We start from the raw sequence: 16,632 nt of genomic DNA on the forward strand, positions 1-16,632 counted from the left end.
GAAAGTTAAAATGTGAGGATATGAAAAAGATAGTTTTAACGACATTGTTTAATTTATTCTGCCTTTGTCTGTTTGCTCAGCAGAATGCACAGTTTGGACAATATATGTTTAATGGTTTGTATATCAATCCTGCTTATGCCGGCTACAAGGAAGAACTCTATATGCAGGCTTTCGTCCGGGCTCAATGGACAGGCATTCAGGGCGCTCCCCAAACGCTTTCCATATCAGTAGATGAAGCAGTTAAAGAAGAAACTCTGGGTTTGGGTTTATTGGTATCTAAAGATAAAATTGGCGCGCAGAACTCGTTAAACTTATCAGGGAATTTTGCTTATCGCATTAAATTAGACCGTACTGAAACCAATGTACTTGCATTTGGCGTTGGAATTGGTGTAATGCAGATGGGACTGAATGGGAGTTTACTAGATCCGACCGAAACTGGCGACAACAGGATTCCGACCGGATATGAAAGTAGGACTGTGCCGGATATCAGGGCAGGCGTGCATTATTCGAATGAGAAATTCTTTATCGGTTTCTCTGCCAATAACTTGCTTACGCAGTATCTTCCAGTTTTTAGGGATAATAACCTCCTCAATATTGCTTCCAAGCCGCATTTTTATTTAACGGCTGGTACGGTATTCCCAATGAATGATGATTTTATGTTCAAGCCTACTTTTTTGATTAAAGATGATTTGAATGGGCCAACCTCATTAGATCTTAACGCTTTTTTAATGATCAAGGAAAAGCTTTGGTTAGGTGCAGCGTATAGAACCTCTGTAAAACTTTATCCTAAGCCAGCACTGCAAAACAATTTAAGGGCAAGAAGTGCCGTCGGACTCGTTACTGAGTTCTTTGTTCGCGAAAACCTGCGGATTGGCTATGGTTATGACTACAGTTTAAATAAATTGGGTAACTATGATTATGGCTCACACGAAGTTTCCATCGGTTATTACCTGCAAACTGCAAAAGGCAGAAGACCAAAGTGTTACTTCTGATATTCAAGCTCCTCTAAGCCTAACTCACTATTTTTTAGGCTAAACTAAATTTCTTTAAAAATATACTGCCTTGCTATTCGCTTTCTCTGGTAATCTTTGTTTTAAAGATTTACCCCTTCCAAACAAGTGTTGGTTGTAAGACTGGTTTATCTGGCGATAAGCTCTTTTTTACTATTGCAAAAGCGCATGATCTTGCCGCATTTAAAGCACTCAACAAGAAGTATTCGGCAGCAATTTATGGTAATATCGTAAAGCGTTTAGGTGACGAAGAAAAAGCTAAATTAATTTTAGGACAAACATTCCGTGAAGCTTGGTATTATTTTCCACAATTTGATGGAGACTAAATTCAGAATTTTTACATGGATAAATCAGTATGCACTTCAAAACATTAAAAAATATACATTACAAAAGCTTGGAGACAGCATAATGAGGTTATTAATCTACTTTATTTTTATATATCATTTAAAATTGCTATAATTAAGGGTCTAAAGTCTATCTCTGTTTGTTTATGCTTGAATCCCGTAAGGTATTTTTGGTGAGCGCTGTATTAAATTATTTCAGCAGTTTATGTCCAATAACCTCTGGATTTATCCAGGAAATAAAAAAAAATGTAGAGCCTCTTCTAATCAGGAAGAATAAATACATTTTATCTCCTCTTGATAATAATGATTATGTTTTTTTTGTAGTATCAGGTTTGGTAAGAGGTTTTATTAAAGATGGTAATAAAGAGATTACCACCTGGATTAGTTTAGGGGATGAATTGATTGGGGCGATTCAACATCCCGATGAATACCACAAGCCCTCTATTGAATATTTGCAGGCATTGGAAAATTCAGAATTAGTTGCCATTCCGCGCTTATTGATTGATAAGCTTTATGCCAATTACCAGGAAACGAATGTTATTGTCAGAAAGATTTTAGCGCTTCAGTATCATGTCGCCTCTGAGCGGGCTATAATCGCACGGATACCTTCAGCAGAAAGGCGTTATGAAAAATTCCTGGAAATAAATTCCATTGATATATCTAGAGTACCTTTAAGGTGTTTAGCCAGTTATTTAGGCATGCGCTTAGAAACACTTAGCCGTATACGCAGTAAGTTGGTAAGGCAGCGCTGATGTAATGGGTAAAAATGTTTCTCAGTTGATCTCAATTATAACAGGTTAGCCGATCCGTGAGGGAAATATACATATGCTCGCATATTACTATGCACTTTTTACCGGTTGATATGCAACATGAATCCGCGTATGCTAAAATACCGTATTTGTGAACGTTTAGATTGCACTTATAAGCCACTCTGTTAAGGGAATTTATTTGTTTGCGTTTAGGATACACGCTTCCTTAAAACCAAAACAGATTTAGCGAAGAATTTTTCGCTTTTTATTTCATTTAAATTCAAATCTTCATCAAATCTTAATCTTTCTGCCGTAATATTGTAGGCATAAGGGGTGAGAGCCTTATACCAACTTCATAAGTTGAGAGCGTTAATTTAGATAGGGGATGTAGCCAGTGGCTACATCCTTTTTTGCGTTATTAATTTTAGTAATCCAGATGGGAGGTAGCTTGGTGTTGACCCAACAAATGCTTCTGCTGAATCTTTCAATGCAAAGATTAAAGCTTTAAGATCCCAATTCCGAGGGGTGAAATGCGTAAAGTTTTTCCTCTATAGGCTAACTCAACTATATGCTTAAAAATAATTAGTCCACAAGTTTTGGTGTTGACCCTGTTTGATGAAATAAAAATTAAGGAATGGTTAAAAAAGAAATCTTAATTCAACTTCCTCTTAAATAAGAAAAGGGACAACTTATCCAAGCTTGTCCCTTTTTTCTAACCAAATATAAACCTGTTATGAGCCAGGCTTTGTCTTTAACTTTCTTTCTAAACCGGGGTTTATCCAGGAAGTGATTTATCTTTTTTTATTGTTAACAAACATCGTTCCGTTTATTACTCTACAAATATAGTAAAAAAAATGATAGTGTAAAAAATACACTAAGAAAATTTTAAGTATTTTTTTTGTCATTTTTTATTTCCTGTTCTTTTTTCATGAGCTTTTGGGGTTTAAAATGATCGTATTGCAAATATAAGGTTAAAATATGTTAACGAATTGTTAAATATTATCAATTTATGGTATTATTTAGTCAAATGTTACTTAATTGTTGGTGGAAAGTTGATTTGGCTTTATTTTTTTAAAATTATTTTAGTTTTTCTGCTTTATAAGTGAATTTTGCATGTTAAAATTTAACATAATTAATTTTTTGAGTGATTTTGAAATGTGATTTCACAGGTGAAAATCTGGTTTAAAACAAAAAAGGCAACATTAATTGAATAATGTTGCCTTTTATATGGTTTGAAAATCGCTTAAAGCGTTTTTTCGTTACAAACTTGCGTAGTATTCTACAAATTTAGCTAATGCAGAAGAATATCCCCATTCGTTGTCGTACCATGATACCACTTTAACGAAATTATCATTTAATGAAATACCAGCTTTAGCATCAAAAATCGAGGCGTGGTCATCACCGATGAAGTCAGAAGAAACAACTTCATCTTCAGTATAAGCCAACACACCTTTTAATTCGCCTTCAGAAGCTGCTTTCATAGCAGCTTTAATTTGCTCGTAAGTAGCTGGTTTCTCTAAACGTACAGTTAAATCTACTACCGAAACGTCAGCAACAGGAACACGGAAAGACATACCGGTTAATTTACCTTTTAATTCAGGTAAAACCATACCTACAGCTTTAGCAGCGCCGGTAGAAGAAGGAATGATATTAGAAAAACCACCACGGCCACCTCTCCAGTCTTTAGCAGAAGGACCATCAACTGTTTTTTGGGTTGCTGTTACGGCGTGGATTGTACTCATTAAACCTTCAACGATACCGAAGTTGTCGTTTAAAACTTTAGCAATTGGTGCTAAACAGTTCGTAGTACAAGATGCATTCGAAACAATAGTTTGGTCTGCAGTTAATTTATGGTGGTTAACACCCATTACATAAGTAGGGATATCGCCATCTTTAGCAGGGGCAGAGAAAACTACTTTTTTAGCACCTGCAGCGATGTGTTTTTCTGCATCGGCACGGGTTAAGAATAAACCTGTTGATTCGATTACCACTTCTACACCTACAGCATCCCATTTCAAATCAGCTGGGTTTCTTTCTGCAGTTACGCGGATGGTTTTGCCATTAACAACTAAATTACCATCAACAACTTCAATAGTGCCATCAAATTTGCCATGTGTAGTATCATATTTTAACATGTATGCCATATAATCTGGCTCGATCAAATCGTTAATCGCTACAATATCCAATCCTCTTTTTAATGCGGCTCTGAAAACCAGTCTGCCGATACGGCCAAAGCCGTTTATTCCAATTTTGCTCATTGTTTTGTTAATTAGTGTAATGTTTTAATAAATTTTGTATTGGTTCTTTAATGATGCTTTTAATCTTTAAATCATATTTGCCGGCCACAAACCTTAAACGGTCTTCGAGTTCGGCAGCCACTTTGCCTACAATATGTAGTTCACTATCTTTATGTTTCTGCGATGTAGGCAGAACATAGGTTTCGAAATATTTTTCGAAACCCTCATCAATCAGTTTACTGATATATTCGTGTTTGCTGTTATGGGTAATGAAATCGAAAAATGAGGTTAGAAATATATTTGCCTGTGGCTTATTATAAATACGTTCTAATATTTGAGGGCGGTCCAGATTGTGTGTTAATATAAATTTGGCCTCAATATCCTGAGGCATTTTTTTGCTTAAAAATTCTTTTAGGAGTATTTTTCCAAAATAATTCGAAGAACCTTCATCGCCCAATATATAACCTAACCCAAAGTTGTTATTTATTGGCTTTTTCCCGTCGAAGTAAGCACAGTGTGCACCACTTCCCAGCATACCAACAATACCAGGCTGATCATAACAAGCTGCTTTAGCGGCGCCAAACAAGTCATTTTCTACTACAATTTTACTGTATTTAAAAAATGATGCCAGGGTTTTGGCCAATTCCTCTTTTCTGTCTGCTGATGATGCCCCGGCTGCAAAAAAATAAATTTTCTTTATATTTTCTGCATTGTTAACTAAGGTTACTTTTTTGTTTAAAATCTGTAAAATCGTTTTTGGATCAACAAAGCAAGGGTTCAGGCCTGTAGTATTACAATGTGCTACTACCTGTCCATTTTGTGTTATTTTCCAAAATGCTGTTTTCGATCCGCTATAAACAACTGCTACCATATTATATTGAAAGTACCTCTGTCATTTCCATTAAATCGGGCTCGAGTTTAAAAGAATGAGCAGTTAACGCCTCTCTTATGCTGGTTAATTTTATTTCATTTCCTTTTAAACCGACCATTTGCTCCGTTTCGCCTGCAATTAACGCATTTACAGCGGCAAAACCTAAACGACTGCCCAAAATTCTGTCGAAACTGCTTGGGCTACCGCCACGTTGAAGGTGGCCAAGTATGGTTACTTTGGTGTCGTAGTGATCAAAAGTTTCTTTTACCTTTTTAGCAATATCGTAAGCACCGCCTTGTTTATGGCCTTCTGCCACAATAACGATACTTGATGATTTTTTTGTTGCTGCACCTAAGGCCAGTTTATTAATCAATTCATTAACGCTGGTTTCCCTTTCAGGCAACAAAACAGCTTCGGCACCACTTGCAATTGAGCTCCTGAGTGCAATACAGCCGGAATCGCGTCCCATTACCTCTATAAAGAATAAACGGTCGTGCGCATCTGCTGTATCCCTGATTTTATCAATTGCTTCGATTACGGTGTTAATAGCTGTATCGTAACCTAAAGTAAAGTCAGATCCTACTAAATCGTTATCAATAGTTCCTGGTATACCGATCACTTTAACCCCAAAAGTTTCCGAAAAACGTTTAGCTCCGGTAAATGTTCCATCGCCACCGATGACCACTAATCCATCGATATCGTTTTTCTTTAAGTTATTGTAGGCAATCTGCTGACCTTCGTCTGTTTTAAATTCTAAACAGCGTGCAGTTTTTAATATGGTGCCGCCCAGGTGTAAAATATTACTTACAGAACGGGCGTCCATTGGTTTTATGTTGTCGGTTATTAAACCCTGGTAACCTTGCATTACACCAAACATATTAATGCCATGGTAAATTCCGGTACGAACAACAGCTCTGATTGCTGCATTCATTCCAGGGGCATCGCCTCCAGAAGTTAATACAGCTATATTTTTTATATTTGGCTCCATCTTTATAATACGAATATAGTGTGTATTTTTTACACTAAGTAATTTATTTTATTTTTTTTACTTAATATTGAAAGTCATACCTTTATCTGCTTAAAATAACTAAATTTTACTTTGGAACAAATTTTACCTCACTTAGATTCTGTATTCTCGATAGATTGCGTTTTGTTTGGATTTGATGGTAAGGAATTAAAAATCCTGCTAATCGAAAGGAATGAAGAGCCATTTAAAGATTGGTGGGCACTGCCCGGTAATATTGTTGGCCCAGATGAAAGTTTAGATCAATCAGCCTCCCGGATTTTGTACGAACTTACCGGTTTGCGCGGTATTTACATGGAGCAGTATTATGCTTTTGGCGATCCACATAGGCACCCACAAGGTAGGGTAATTACATTGGCGTACTATGCTTTGATTCGTTTGGGTGGAGATAAAGAATTACGCCCGATCAGTACTTATGCCAAACGGGCAAATTGGCTGCCAATTACCGATCTGCCTAAACTGGCTTTCGATCACCAGAAAATTTACGATAAAGGATTAGAAAAAATAAAACGACGGATTAAACACCAGCCTATTGCTTTCGAACTCCTGCCTGAGAAATTTACCTTAACACAATTGCAGCATGTGTATGAACTGGTTCTGGGTAAAAAACTCGATAAAAGGAACTTTAGAAAGAAGATTGTAAGTTTCGGGGTATTAAAAGAACTCGACGAAAAACAAAAAGGTGTGTCGTACCGTGCAGCTACTTTGTACCGCTTTGATAAGCGTAAATACGCGAAACTTTTTGGTAAGGAGATTTCTTTCTAGCGGAGAGTGTTGAGCCGAGGGCGTTAAGCGTGGAGCGGAGAGTTGAAAGAAAGAAAAAATAATTAAACCTGTTATATAAAAAAATCCCGGTTTGAAATTTCAAACCGGGGATTTTTTTGCTAGTATATTATACTTTATACGACTCTGGACTAAAGACTCCAGACTTAGGACTGAAGCCTAAGCCTTAGGCGCTAACTCCAGGTGGTAATGAACCAGGTCATCTATAGGAGAGCGGATAATTTTACCTACCCCCATTTCGTAACGGTCGGCTACAATACTTAAAATATCACGGAAGCTATAGCCAACAGAACCCACACAGTTTAATTTGTGGTCTTTGTAGTTAGGGTAATGGATGACCAAAGCTTCGAAAAATGCAGTAAAAGCATAATCAATGGTAGCAAAGGCATAATCCTCATAGTTATCTTTAAAATCGTATAAGAATTTACTAAAGCTTGCGCAGAAACGGTTTGGCAATGGCTTGTTGTAAATGTTGTCGAAAATATCTTCGTTGGTTAAGGCATAGTTATCGTAAAAAGCTTCACGTAAGCCTTTCGGCATGTAGCCTTTCATGTAATCGCTCAAAATGCGTTTACCGATGTACGAACCACTACCTTCATCACCCAGGAAATAACCTAATGAATCAATGTTCATGGTAATTTCAGATCCATCGTAAAGACATGAGTTGGTACCTGTACCTAAGATAGCGGCAAATCCTGGCTCGTTTCCAAGAAGTGCCCTGGAAGAGGCAAGTAAATCATGACCTACAAAAATTGTTGCGTTGATAAAGATTTGTTGCATGGCATCGGCCACAATCTTAACATTTGCAGGTGTAGAACAGCCGGCACCGTAGTAATAAACTGCTGTTAATTTCTCTCTTTCCAAGTGGTCTGGAAGAGTCTCATTCAAAGACTTTACAATATACTCTCCTTTGGAAAAATATGGATTGTAACCTTCGGTGTTAAAGTAAATTTTTCTGCCGGCCTCGTTAATCAAACACCAATTTGTTTTGGTAGATCCGCCGTCTGCAATTACTATCATTTTATTTATTTTTGGTTTTAGCACGATAAAAGTATAAAAAGTCTTATATTTTGTATCCTTTTTTTTAATAATTTTTTAACAATTTGTTATTGTCGGAAATTAAGTGTGTAAAAAATACACTATATAGGTTCTTTAATCGCCGAAAAACCTTAAAATTATACCAGAAAAGGCATTGGTCTTTTTTTTAACGTCAAAAATATTTTACAATAAAATAGCGAAATGAACAATAGATTTTTAGATTTCAGGAGCGATACGGTAACCAGGCCAACGGCAGGAATGTTGGATGCGATGATGAATGCAAAAGTGGGCGATGACGTTTTTGGCGAAGATGAAACGGTGCATACATTGGAGACAAAACTGGCCTCGACCTTTAATATGGAAGCCGGATTATTTTGCCCATCCGGAACGATGACTAACCAGATTGCAATCAAATGTTTTACCCAGCCAATGGACGAGGTGATCTGCGATCAGACTGCACATGTTTACCGTTACGAAATTGGGGGCATTGCCTTCCATTCCAGCGCGTCAGTAAGGCTGTTGCATGGCGAACGCGGAATTTTGACGCCAGAGCTGATAGAACCTGAAATCAACGAAGATAATATCCACTATCCCAACTCCAGTTTGGTTGTTTTGGAAAATACAGTGAATAAAGGTGGCGGAAGCTGTTATACCTTACCACAGATTGCGCCTATTCATCACCTTTGTAACATAAAAGGACTAAAGCTGCATTTAGATGGTGCGCGTATTTTTAATGCACTAACAGCCACAGGCGATAATGCAGGCGAATATGGTAAATATTTTGATGGCATTTCGGTTTGTTTATCTAAAGGACTCGGTGCACCAGTGGGCTCGGTATTATTAGGGAGCAAACAAATGATCCATAAAGCGCGTAAAATCAGGAAAGCTTTTGGTGGAGGCATGCGCCAGGCCGGGTTTTTAGCCGCAGCCGGTATTTATGCGCTTGATAACCATGTAACACGTTTAAAGGAAGATCATGCCCATGCACAGGCTTTGGCCAATGCGCTGGCTACCGCGAAATATGTAAAATCGGTTATGCCGGTAGAGACAAACATTGTAATCTTCGAAGTAGAAAAAGGATCAGCAGAGAAAATTGTAAGCCAGTTAAAGGAAAAAGGGTTGCACTGTAATACAACCAGTGCCAGTACCATTCGTTTGGTAACACACCTGGATCTAAGTGCTGAAATGATCGATCAGGCTATTGAAATAATATTACATTTGTATTAGTCGGAGGTCCGAAGTCGGGAGCCCGAAGTCAATAGTTTTATAGTTCATGGTCAATAGTCAGGTAGTTCATTTACAATCTGCATATACATAAAGTCTAACCAAAATGCCCGAAAACTCCCATCTCCAAACCCCAATCTCTAAACTCTTAATCGCTAACCGTGGCGAAATTGCTTTGCGTATTATGCGCTCTGCAAAGGAAATGGGGATTAAAACGGTTGCTGTTTTTTCTGAAGCAGACCGGAATGCACTGCATGTACGTTACGCCGATGAGGCAGTTTGTATTGGTCCGGCTCCCTCTAATCAGAGTTATTTGGTCGGTGAGAAAATTATCGATGCCTGTAAACTAACGGGTGCTGAAGCCATTCATCCGGGATATGGGTTTTTATCAGAAAATGCAAATTTTGCACAAATGGTTGCCGATGCCGGACTCATTCTGGTTGGTCCTTCGCCGCAAGCTATGGAAACCATGGGTAACAAATTATCAGCAAAGGCAGCAGCACTAAAATATAACATCCCGATGGTTCCCGGAACGGAAGAAGCCATTCAGGATGTAAACGAGGCAAAACAGCGTGCAATCGAAGTTGGCTTCCCGATATTAATCAAAGCGGCTGCAGGTGGTGGAGGTAAGGGAATGCGTATTGTAGAGCGGGCTGAAGATTTTGAAGAACAGATGCAGCTTGCCGTAAGCGAGGCTACCTCAGCCTTTGGAGACGGAGCTGTTTTTATCGAACGTTATGTTACTTCGCCAAGGCACATCGAAATACAGGTTCTGGGCGACACTCATGGCAATATTGTTCATCTTTTTGAACGTGAGTGTTCTGTGCAGCGGCGTCATCAGAAAGTTGTAGAAGAAGCCCCGTCAGCTGTTTTAACTGAAGAAATCAGGCAGCAAATGGGAAAATGTGCGGTAGATGTAGCCCGTTCGGTAAATTATACCGGAGCTGGTACGGTTGAGTTTATTTTGGATGAGAACCTCGATTTCTTTTTCCTGGAAATGAATACCCGCTTGCAGGTAGAGCACCCGGTAACTGAGCTGATTACAGGCATAGACCTGGTGAAAGAACAGCTAAAAATTGCTTCAGGAGAAAAATTGAGCTTTAGTCAGGAGGACTTAAAAATCAGTGGACATGCCATAGAACTTCGCGTTTATGCCGAAGACCCGGCCAATAATTTTCTGCCTGATATTGGTGTTTTACAGACTTACAGTACGCCCAAAGGCAATGGGGTAAGGGTTGATGATGGCTTTGAGCAGGGCATGGAAATCCCGATTTATTACGATCCGATGATTGCAAAACTGATCACTTACGGCAAAGATAGGGAAGAAGCTATAGAGCGAATGGTGAGGGCTATCGAAGAATATGATATTACGGGGATAGAAACTACTTTGGGTTTTGGTAAGTTTGTCATGCAGCACGAGGCTTTTAAAACAGGTAATTTCGATACACATTTTGTGGGTAAATACTTTAAGCCCGAAAGTTTAAAGGTACAGGATGAAACCGAAGCCTTAGTTGCCGCGGTAATTGCTGCAAAACTGTTTGAAAAGAAAGAGGGGAAGTTGGGTGATGTAGTGGTTAAAAATAGCTCTGATTGGAGAAAAAATAGATTGAAGTATTAAAATAAATTAGTCATTACAGGGATCTTCATTCCCAACTTGATTGGGAATCTTAATGCCTTAGTCGAGTTTGTATATAGCATTAAGGTTCCCGCCTGCGCGGGAATGAAGTGTAGAAAAAAGAGAAACACAAAATGTTCACAGGAATTATAGAAACACTTGGCGAGGTTACTGCCATTAAAAACGATCATACCAATATCCACTTTACCATCTCTTCCGCAATCAGCCATGAGCTGAAAATCGATCAGAGTGTAGCCCATAACGGCATATGTTTAACGGTAGTGGCGCTGAATGATGGCAAACATACTGTTACCGCAATTGATGAAACCCTCAACAAAACCAATTTAGGGGATTTAAAAGTGGGAAGTAAAGTTAACCTGGAGCGCTGTATGCAGATGAACGCCCGTTTAGATGGACATATTGTGCAGGGACATGTAGACCAGACAGCAGTTTGCATTAAACGAGAAGAACTGGATGGTAGCTGGGAATACCGCTTTAAATATGATGCTTCAGCCGGAAATGTAACTGTAGAAAAAGGTTCTGCCTGTGTAAATGGCATTAGCCTAACCGTTGTAAATTCTCAGGCTGATGAGTTTTCGGTATTTATTATCCCTTACACTTTTGAACATACTAATTTACAGGAAGTTGAAGTTGGCGATACCGTAAATCTAGAGTTCGATATTATTGGCAAATACGTTGCCCGGTTAATGAACCGATAAGCTATATTCTTTTGTTATGAATTTTTTGATTTAAGTATTTGATAAATAGTGCTTTATATAATCATTTACGTTGTGGTAACGTTTATTTTTTCATAACAGTGCAGGATGGTTGGTTGAATTATATTGTTGAATATAGTAGTGTTAAGACTAAAAAATTTAACGCTAACCAATATGAACAAGAATTTCCATACCTCAGGCATAATAGCTACGCTTGCTTTATTTTTTTTATTTACAACAAATGTTTTCGCGCAGAAAATTTCGGTAAAAGATTTAACTGTTGAGTATTTAGTAAATCCTTTTAGTATTGATAATCCTAAACCCAGGTTTAGCTGGAAAATTATTTCAACAGCAAAAAACACCAAACAAAACAATTATGAAATCAGGTTGGGTACCTCGCCAAAAATTGACAAAATTTTATGGAAAACAGCTGTAAACAATGATCAATCGGTACTGATTGCTTATGATGGCCCGCAATTATCCTCAAAAACTAAATATTACTGGCAGGTTAGGGTAAAAGATAACCATGGAAATACTTCCTCGTGGTCACCGGTGCAATATTTTCAAACGGGTTTAAAACCTGAAGATTGGAACGCAAAATGGATTTCGGTGGAAGGTAAAGATACTTCACTGTCCAGCCCTTTGTTCAGAAAAGAATTTAACCTCAAAAAAGAAGTAAAATCTGCCATGGCTTACATTACTGCTAAGGGTTTGTATGAGGCCAATATTAACGGCGGGCGTGTTAGTGATGCTTATTTTGCTCCAGGATGGACAAGCTATAAAGATCATATTCAGTACCAGGTTTATGATGTTAAGCAATCGCTAAAGAAAGGCGCCAACGTAATTGGTGTTTCATTAGGCGATGGCTGGTATAAAGGGCGTATCGGATTTAGTAATCAAAAACAATTTTATGGCGATACCAGGGCATTGTTAATGCAACTGGAAGTGGAATATACCGACGGAAGCAAAGAAACCATCGTAACGGATAATAGCTGGAAAACAAATTATGGGCCGATACTGGCGTCCAATATTTACGATGGAGAAACCTACGATGCCCGGTTAGAACGCAGTGGCTGGAATAATATTGGTTTTAAAGAGAATACTACCTGGAAACCAGTGCAGGAGCTGGTAAAGGGCCCGGAAAAACTGGTTGGGATGAGCGGACCGCAAGTAACCAAACACGAAGAATTTAAAGCTTTAAAAATATTTAAAACGCCTATGGGCGAAACAGTAGTCGATTTCGGACAAAACCTGGTAGGCTGGGTAATGTTGAAAGCCAAAGGTGCAGCAGGTACAAAAATTACCGTTAGCCATGCTGAAGTATTAACCAAAGAAGGGAATTTTTATACCACTAACCTCCGGTCGGCCAAGCAACAGAACAACTATACATTAAAAGGGGAAACAGAACAGGTATTTGAACCACATTTTTCTTTTCAGGGTTTCAGGTATGTCAAAATAGACGGATACCCTGGTGAGCTGAAGTTGGAAGACCTTACCGCTGTAGCTGTTTATTCGGACATGAAAACCACTGGGAAATTCAGCACTTCCAATCCTTTACTAAATCAATTGCAGCATAATATTAGCTGGGGACAGAAAGGTAATTTTGTTGATGTGCCAACAGATTGTCCTCAAAGAGATGAACGTTTAGGCTGGACAGGCGATGCCCAGGCATTTGCCACAACAGCAGCATATAATATGGATGTATCAGGCTTTTTTACCAAATGGTTAAAAGATGTTTCTGCAGATCAGCTTCCGAACGGTAGTGTTCCATTTGTAATCCCAAATGTGCTGAATCAAAATGATGCAGGTTCTGCAGGCTGGGCTGATGTGGCTACCATTGTTCCCTGGGATATGTATGTGTCCTACGGAGACAAAGGCATATTGGAAACGCAGTATGGCAGCATGAAAAAGTGGGTCGATTATATTTCTTCTGTGGCAAAAAACAACCTTTGGAACACGGGTTTCCACTTTGGCGATTGGTTGTTTTACCGGCCAAATGATGATAATGATGGACGTGCCGCAGTGACGGATAAATATATGATTGCGCAAACATTTTACGCACACTCAACCCAGTTGCTGATAAATGCGGCAAAGGTATTGGGTAAAACAGACGACGTAACGAAATACAACTCGCTGTTAGAAAAGATTAAAACAGCTTACATCAAAGAGAATATGACACCTAGTGGCAAATTGATCTCTAATACCCAAACGGCATACGTACTGGCTTTACAGTTTGATATGCTGCCTGAAAACTTACGTGCACAGGCTGCCCAAAGGCTGGTAGATAATGTAAGAGATTATGGAAACCACCTGACTACAGGTTTTTTGGGTACACCATACCTTTGTCATGTATTAAGCCGTTTTGGGCATGAAGATGTAGCTTACGATCTGTTGTTGCAGGAAAGTTATCCTTCATGGTTATATCCTGTTAAAATGGGGGCAACCACCATTTGGGAGCGCTGGGATGGCATTAAACAGGATGGCTCTTTTCAAACAGCAGATATGAATTCTTTTAACCACTACGCTTATGGTGCTATTGGCGATTGGATGTATAAAAATATTGCCGGTATTAATCCCGTATCAGCGCAACCAGGTTACAAAAGCATTTTAGTTGCACCCAGACCAGGTGGGAAATTAACCAATGCTTCAGCAGAATTGGAAACGGTTTATGGTACGGTTAAATCATCATGGACGATCGCTGAGGGTGTTTTTAAACTTGATGTAACCGTTCCGGCCAATGCGAGTGCTACAGTAATATTGCCAAAGGCCGATAAAAAAGAAGAAATAGGATCAGGGAGCTATCATTTTGAATGCAAATATTAATCGCTAATATTGCAGTATTGTAAAAAGAACACAAAAGATCGTCATTCCCAACTCGATTGGGAATCTTAATGCGCTGAGTAGTAAGATTCCCGCCTGCGCGGGAATGACGATTTAGATTAATGATGATAAGGCCTCTATTAGATGCGGCAAAAATAAATGTACAGTAAAGAAGAAGCAGCCCGTTTACGTCAACAGTTTTGGATCAGTTTTGGGCAATATATGAAACCTGTTCCTTCAGCGAGCGGTTCGACTGTAAACTGGACGAACTACAAAACTGGTGTGAAGAACATCTTCTTTAAAATGGATGTTGATGGTAAGAAGGCATTTATCAGCATTCAACTTTCGCATCCTGATTCTGAAATCAGGCACCTCATCTTCGAACAGTTTGAAGAATTTAAGCTCCTGTTCATTAATACCATAAACGAAGAATGGGATTGGATTAAAGATGCAACCGATGATTTTGGTAAAACAGTATCTCAGATTTCAATCAGCATTACCGGAGTAAGCATTTTTAATCAACAGCACTGGCCTACGTTAATCTCCTTTTTTAAACCCAGAATAATTGCCTTAGATGAATTTTGGGATAATGTAAAACCTGTTTTCGAAGATTTGGTTTAATCAGCCAGATTTAGCTGTGCAATCCTATTCTTTGAAAATTTAATTTCTTCTTTATCATCGGTTGAGCTGGGCTTGCTTTTTAAGTAGAGGTTATAATATTTAAATGCATTTTTTTCCTGCTTTAAACGGGTATCGTAAAATACAGCCAGGCGGTAAAACAAGGTAGGGGTGGCTTTAAACTGCAGTCCTTTTTTATAAGCGGCACTTGCCAAAGCCAGTTGATTGTTTTCTTCATAAACCAATCCCAATAAAGAATAATAGCTGGAAGTATTGGGCGAAATGGCTTCATCTATGGTTTTCTTGGTGTAAATAGCCGCCTGTGGATAATTCTTTAGTGCGCGGTAACTAAGTGAAGTATAGTATAAAGTCGCCTCGTTTTCCATGGCTGCCATTTCCAATAACTTAAAGAGATCAATCGCTTTCTGATATTTTTTGGTGTAATAATAAGCTTTTGCTACATCTTTTATCACCCCTGCATCAGCACCATCTTTCAACAGTTTCTCTCCCGAAGCAATCACTTCGCTGTACTTTTTAAGCTGGTTGGCAATAGGAAGCTTAGCCCTTTGCAACACCAGGTTATCGCTATCTCCTTTAATGGCAATATCGAGCACGTTATAAGCTTTTTCGTATCGCTGATATGCGGAATGCACCTCGGCCAGATCGGCAGCAACATCTCCCTCCAATGGATTGATCTGATTAGCCTTTAACAGGTAAATAAATTTCATCGAATCGGTAGGCACGGGATAAAGATTGGCTAGCAGTTTATACACACTAAAATTATTGCCGTCTATTTTTACAATTTTACTGTAATACAGTTTGGCCTTTTCGGTATTACCTCTTTTTGTGTTAATACTGCCAAGGCTGAAGAGAATAGGCAGGCTTTGTGGCTGCAGTGAATAGGCTTTGCTGTAAAATTTTTCGGCTTCTACATTATTACCTGCCATTAAAAAACAATAACCAATCTGGCTGAGGGTTTTGAAATCTTTCACTTCTTCTCCATAAATACCCTTGAGGTATTGAGCAGCATCGCCATAACGTTGGGTCTGATAGAAATCGAAAAGTTTTTCTTTATCGATTACAGTTACGTTTTGTGCGTAAATACCTATACTTAAACAAAGCAATGCCAGTAATGTGAGCAGTTTTTTCATAATGGTTAATATTTAACTAATTTATTAGTTGTTTTTGATAATTCCAAATCTGCTGTTAAAAAATTGGAGAAATAAAACAAAACCAGTGCTAAGGGGTTTAATAGAAAAGTTTAACTAAAATAAGAACCTATGAATACTTTAAAGAAGTTTGAGTTAATGGAAAAGATTGTGCGTGAATTGGAAGATTTACAAAATTCTCAGCAGGCACTTATTCAAAAAATTGGTAAAATTGAAGTAGATAATATCGAATTGGGTGATGGTCGCCTGGAAAAAGATTTACCAGATATTCATCAAAATTTAGCAGATAACTTAGACACTATCTCAGGAATTTTAGATTACTTTGCGGGTAAAACACAAAACTTTGGTGATAAAAACAATGTTGATGCTTTAAAAGAACAAGAAGCCATTAACAATGCCACCAGCTAAATTTAA

At 38.4% G+C, this 16,632-nt stretch carries 14 protein-coding genes and 1 pseudogene; 10 read left to right on the forward strand and 5 right to left on the reverse strand.

The window, feature by feature from the left end:
- The first annotated feature begins 20 nt into the window (after positions 1 to 20).
- The 3 genes and pseudogenes from IM793_RS03835 to IM793_RS03845 all read left to right on the forward strand — a co-directional run.
- Positions 21 to 992: a type IX secretion system membrane protein PorP/SprF gene (locus IM793_RS03835; RefSeq protein ID WP_193419819.1), complete on the forward strand. Its 972-nt coding sequence runs from the start codon at positions 21 to 23 to the stop codon at positions 990 to 992.
- Positions 993 to 1,500: 508 nt separating this feature from the next.
- Positions 1,501 to 2,106 carry a Crp/Fnr family transcriptional regulator gene (locus IM793_RS03840; protein ID WP_193419820.1) on the forward strand — a complete coding sequence of 202 codons (606 nt, stop codon included), beginning with the start codon at positions 1,501 to 1,503 and terminating at the stop codon, positions 2,104 to 2,106.
- A 459-nt stretch (positions 2,107 to 2,565) separates the two neighbouring features.
- Positions 2,566 to 2,679, forward strand: a pseudogene (locus IM793_RS03845) (DDE transposase); the annotation flags it as partial.
- 683 nt (positions 2,680 to 3,362) lie between these two features.
- Here the strand turns inward: IM793_RS03845 and gap are convergent.
- The 3 genes from gap to pfkA are packed head-to-tail and all read right to left on the reverse strand — an operon-like array spanning position 3,363 to position 6,199.
- Entirely contained in the window at positions 3,363 to 4,361 is a 999-nt protein-coding gene (gene gap / locus IM793_RS03850; RefSeq protein WP_121282344.1) for a type I glyceraldehyde-3-phosphate dehydrogenase, read from the reverse strand.
- Between the two features lie 7 nt (positions 4,362 to 4,368).
- Positions 4,369 to 5,211, reverse strand: coding sequence for a hypothetical protein (locus IM793_RS03855; protein ID WP_121282345.1), 843 nt, complete (start codon positions 5,209 to 5,211; stop codon positions 4,369 to 4,371).
- 1 nt (position 5,212) lies between these two features.
- Positions 5,213 to 6,199 (reverse strand): 6-phosphofructokinase, encoded by a 987-nt coding sequence (pfkA, locus tag IM793_RS03860; protein WP_121282346.1) that lies wholly within the window; start codon positions 6,197 to 6,199, stop codon positions 5,213 to 5,215.
- Positions 6,200 to 6,310: 111 nt separating this feature from the next.
- Between pfkA and IM793_RS03865 the strand changes: the two genes are divergently transcribed.
- Entirely contained in the window at positions 6,311 to 7,000 is a 690-nt protein-coding gene (locus IM793_RS03865) for an NUDIX domain-containing protein (RefSeq protein ID WP_051692040.1), read from the forward strand.
- Between the two features lie 177 nt (positions 7,001 to 7,177).
- Here the strand turns inward: IM793_RS03865 and IM793_RS03870 are convergent, their stop codons facing one another.
- Positions 7,178 to 8,038, reverse strand: a complete 861-nt coding sequence (locus tag IM793_RS03870) for an N-acetylglucosamine kinase (RefSeq protein ID WP_132395084.1) — start codon at positions 8,036 to 8,038, stop codon at positions 7,178 to 7,180.
- Between the two features lie 219 nt (positions 8,039 to 8,257).
- Here IM793_RS03870 and IM793_RS03875 point away from each other — a divergent pair, with 219 nt between their 5' ends.
- The 5 genes from IM793_RS03875 (at position 8,258) to IM793_RS03895 (ending at position 15,052) form a co-directional block, all read left to right on the forward strand.
- Entirely contained in the window at positions 8,258 to 9,283 is a 1,026-nt protein-coding gene (locus tag IM793_RS03875) for a low specificity L-threonine aldolase (RefSeq protein WP_193419821.1), read from the forward strand.
- Between the two features lie 103 nt (positions 9,284 to 9,386).
- Positions 9,387 to 10,898 (forward strand): acetyl-CoA carboxylase biotin carboxylase subunit, encoded by a 1,512-nt coding sequence (gene accC / locus IM793_RS03880; protein ID WP_193419822.1) that lies wholly within the window; start codon positions 9,387 to 9,389, stop codon positions 10,896 to 10,898.
- 131 nt (positions 10,899 to 11,029) lie between these two features.
- Positions 11,030 to 11,614 (forward strand): riboflavin synthase, encoded by a 585-nt coding sequence (locus tag IM793_RS03885; RefSeq protein WP_193419823.1) that lies wholly within the window; start codon positions 11,030 to 11,032, stop codon positions 11,612 to 11,614.
- A gap of 171 nt (positions 11,615 to 11,785) precedes the next feature.
- A complete protein-coding gene (locus IM793_RS03890; RefSeq protein ID WP_193419824.1) occupies positions 11,786 to 14,434 on the forward strand; it encodes a glycoside hydrolase family 78 protein in 2,649 nt (882 codons plus the stop codon).
- A gap of 156 nt (positions 14,435 to 14,590) precedes the next feature.
- Positions 14,591 to 15,052 carry a DUF4268 domain-containing protein gene (locus IM793_RS03895; RefSeq protein WP_193419825.1) on the forward strand — a complete coding sequence of 154 codons (462 nt, stop codon included), beginning with the start codon at positions 14,591 to 14,593 and terminating at the stop codon, positions 15,050 to 15,052.
- Here the strand turns inward: IM793_RS03895 and IM793_RS03900 are convergent.
- Positions 15,049 to 16,200, reverse strand: coding sequence for a lipopolysaccharide assembly protein LapB (locus IM793_RS03900; RefSeq protein ID WP_193419826.1), 1,152 nt, complete (start codon positions 16,198 to 16,200; stop codon positions 15,049 to 15,051). The genes IM793_RS03895 and IM793_RS03900 overlap by 4 nt on opposite strands.
- 129 nt (positions 16,201 to 16,329) lie before the next feature.
- Here IM793_RS03900 and IM793_RS03905 point away from each other — a divergent pair, with 129 nt between their 5' ends.
- Positions 16,330 to 16,626 (forward strand): hypothetical protein, encoded by a 297-nt coding sequence (locus IM793_RS03905; RefSeq protein ID WP_055915088.1) that lies wholly within the window; start codon positions 16,330 to 16,332, stop codon positions 16,624 to 16,626.
- The last annotated feature ends 6 nt before the right edge of the window (positions 16,627 to 16,632 follow it).

Origin of the sequence: Pedobacter sp. MR2016-19 (genome assembly GCF_014947265.1) — a bacterium.
In the GTDB taxonomy this organism is placed as follows: domain Bacteria; phylum Bacteroidota; class Bacteroidia; order Sphingobacteriales; family Sphingobacteriaceae; genus Pedobacter.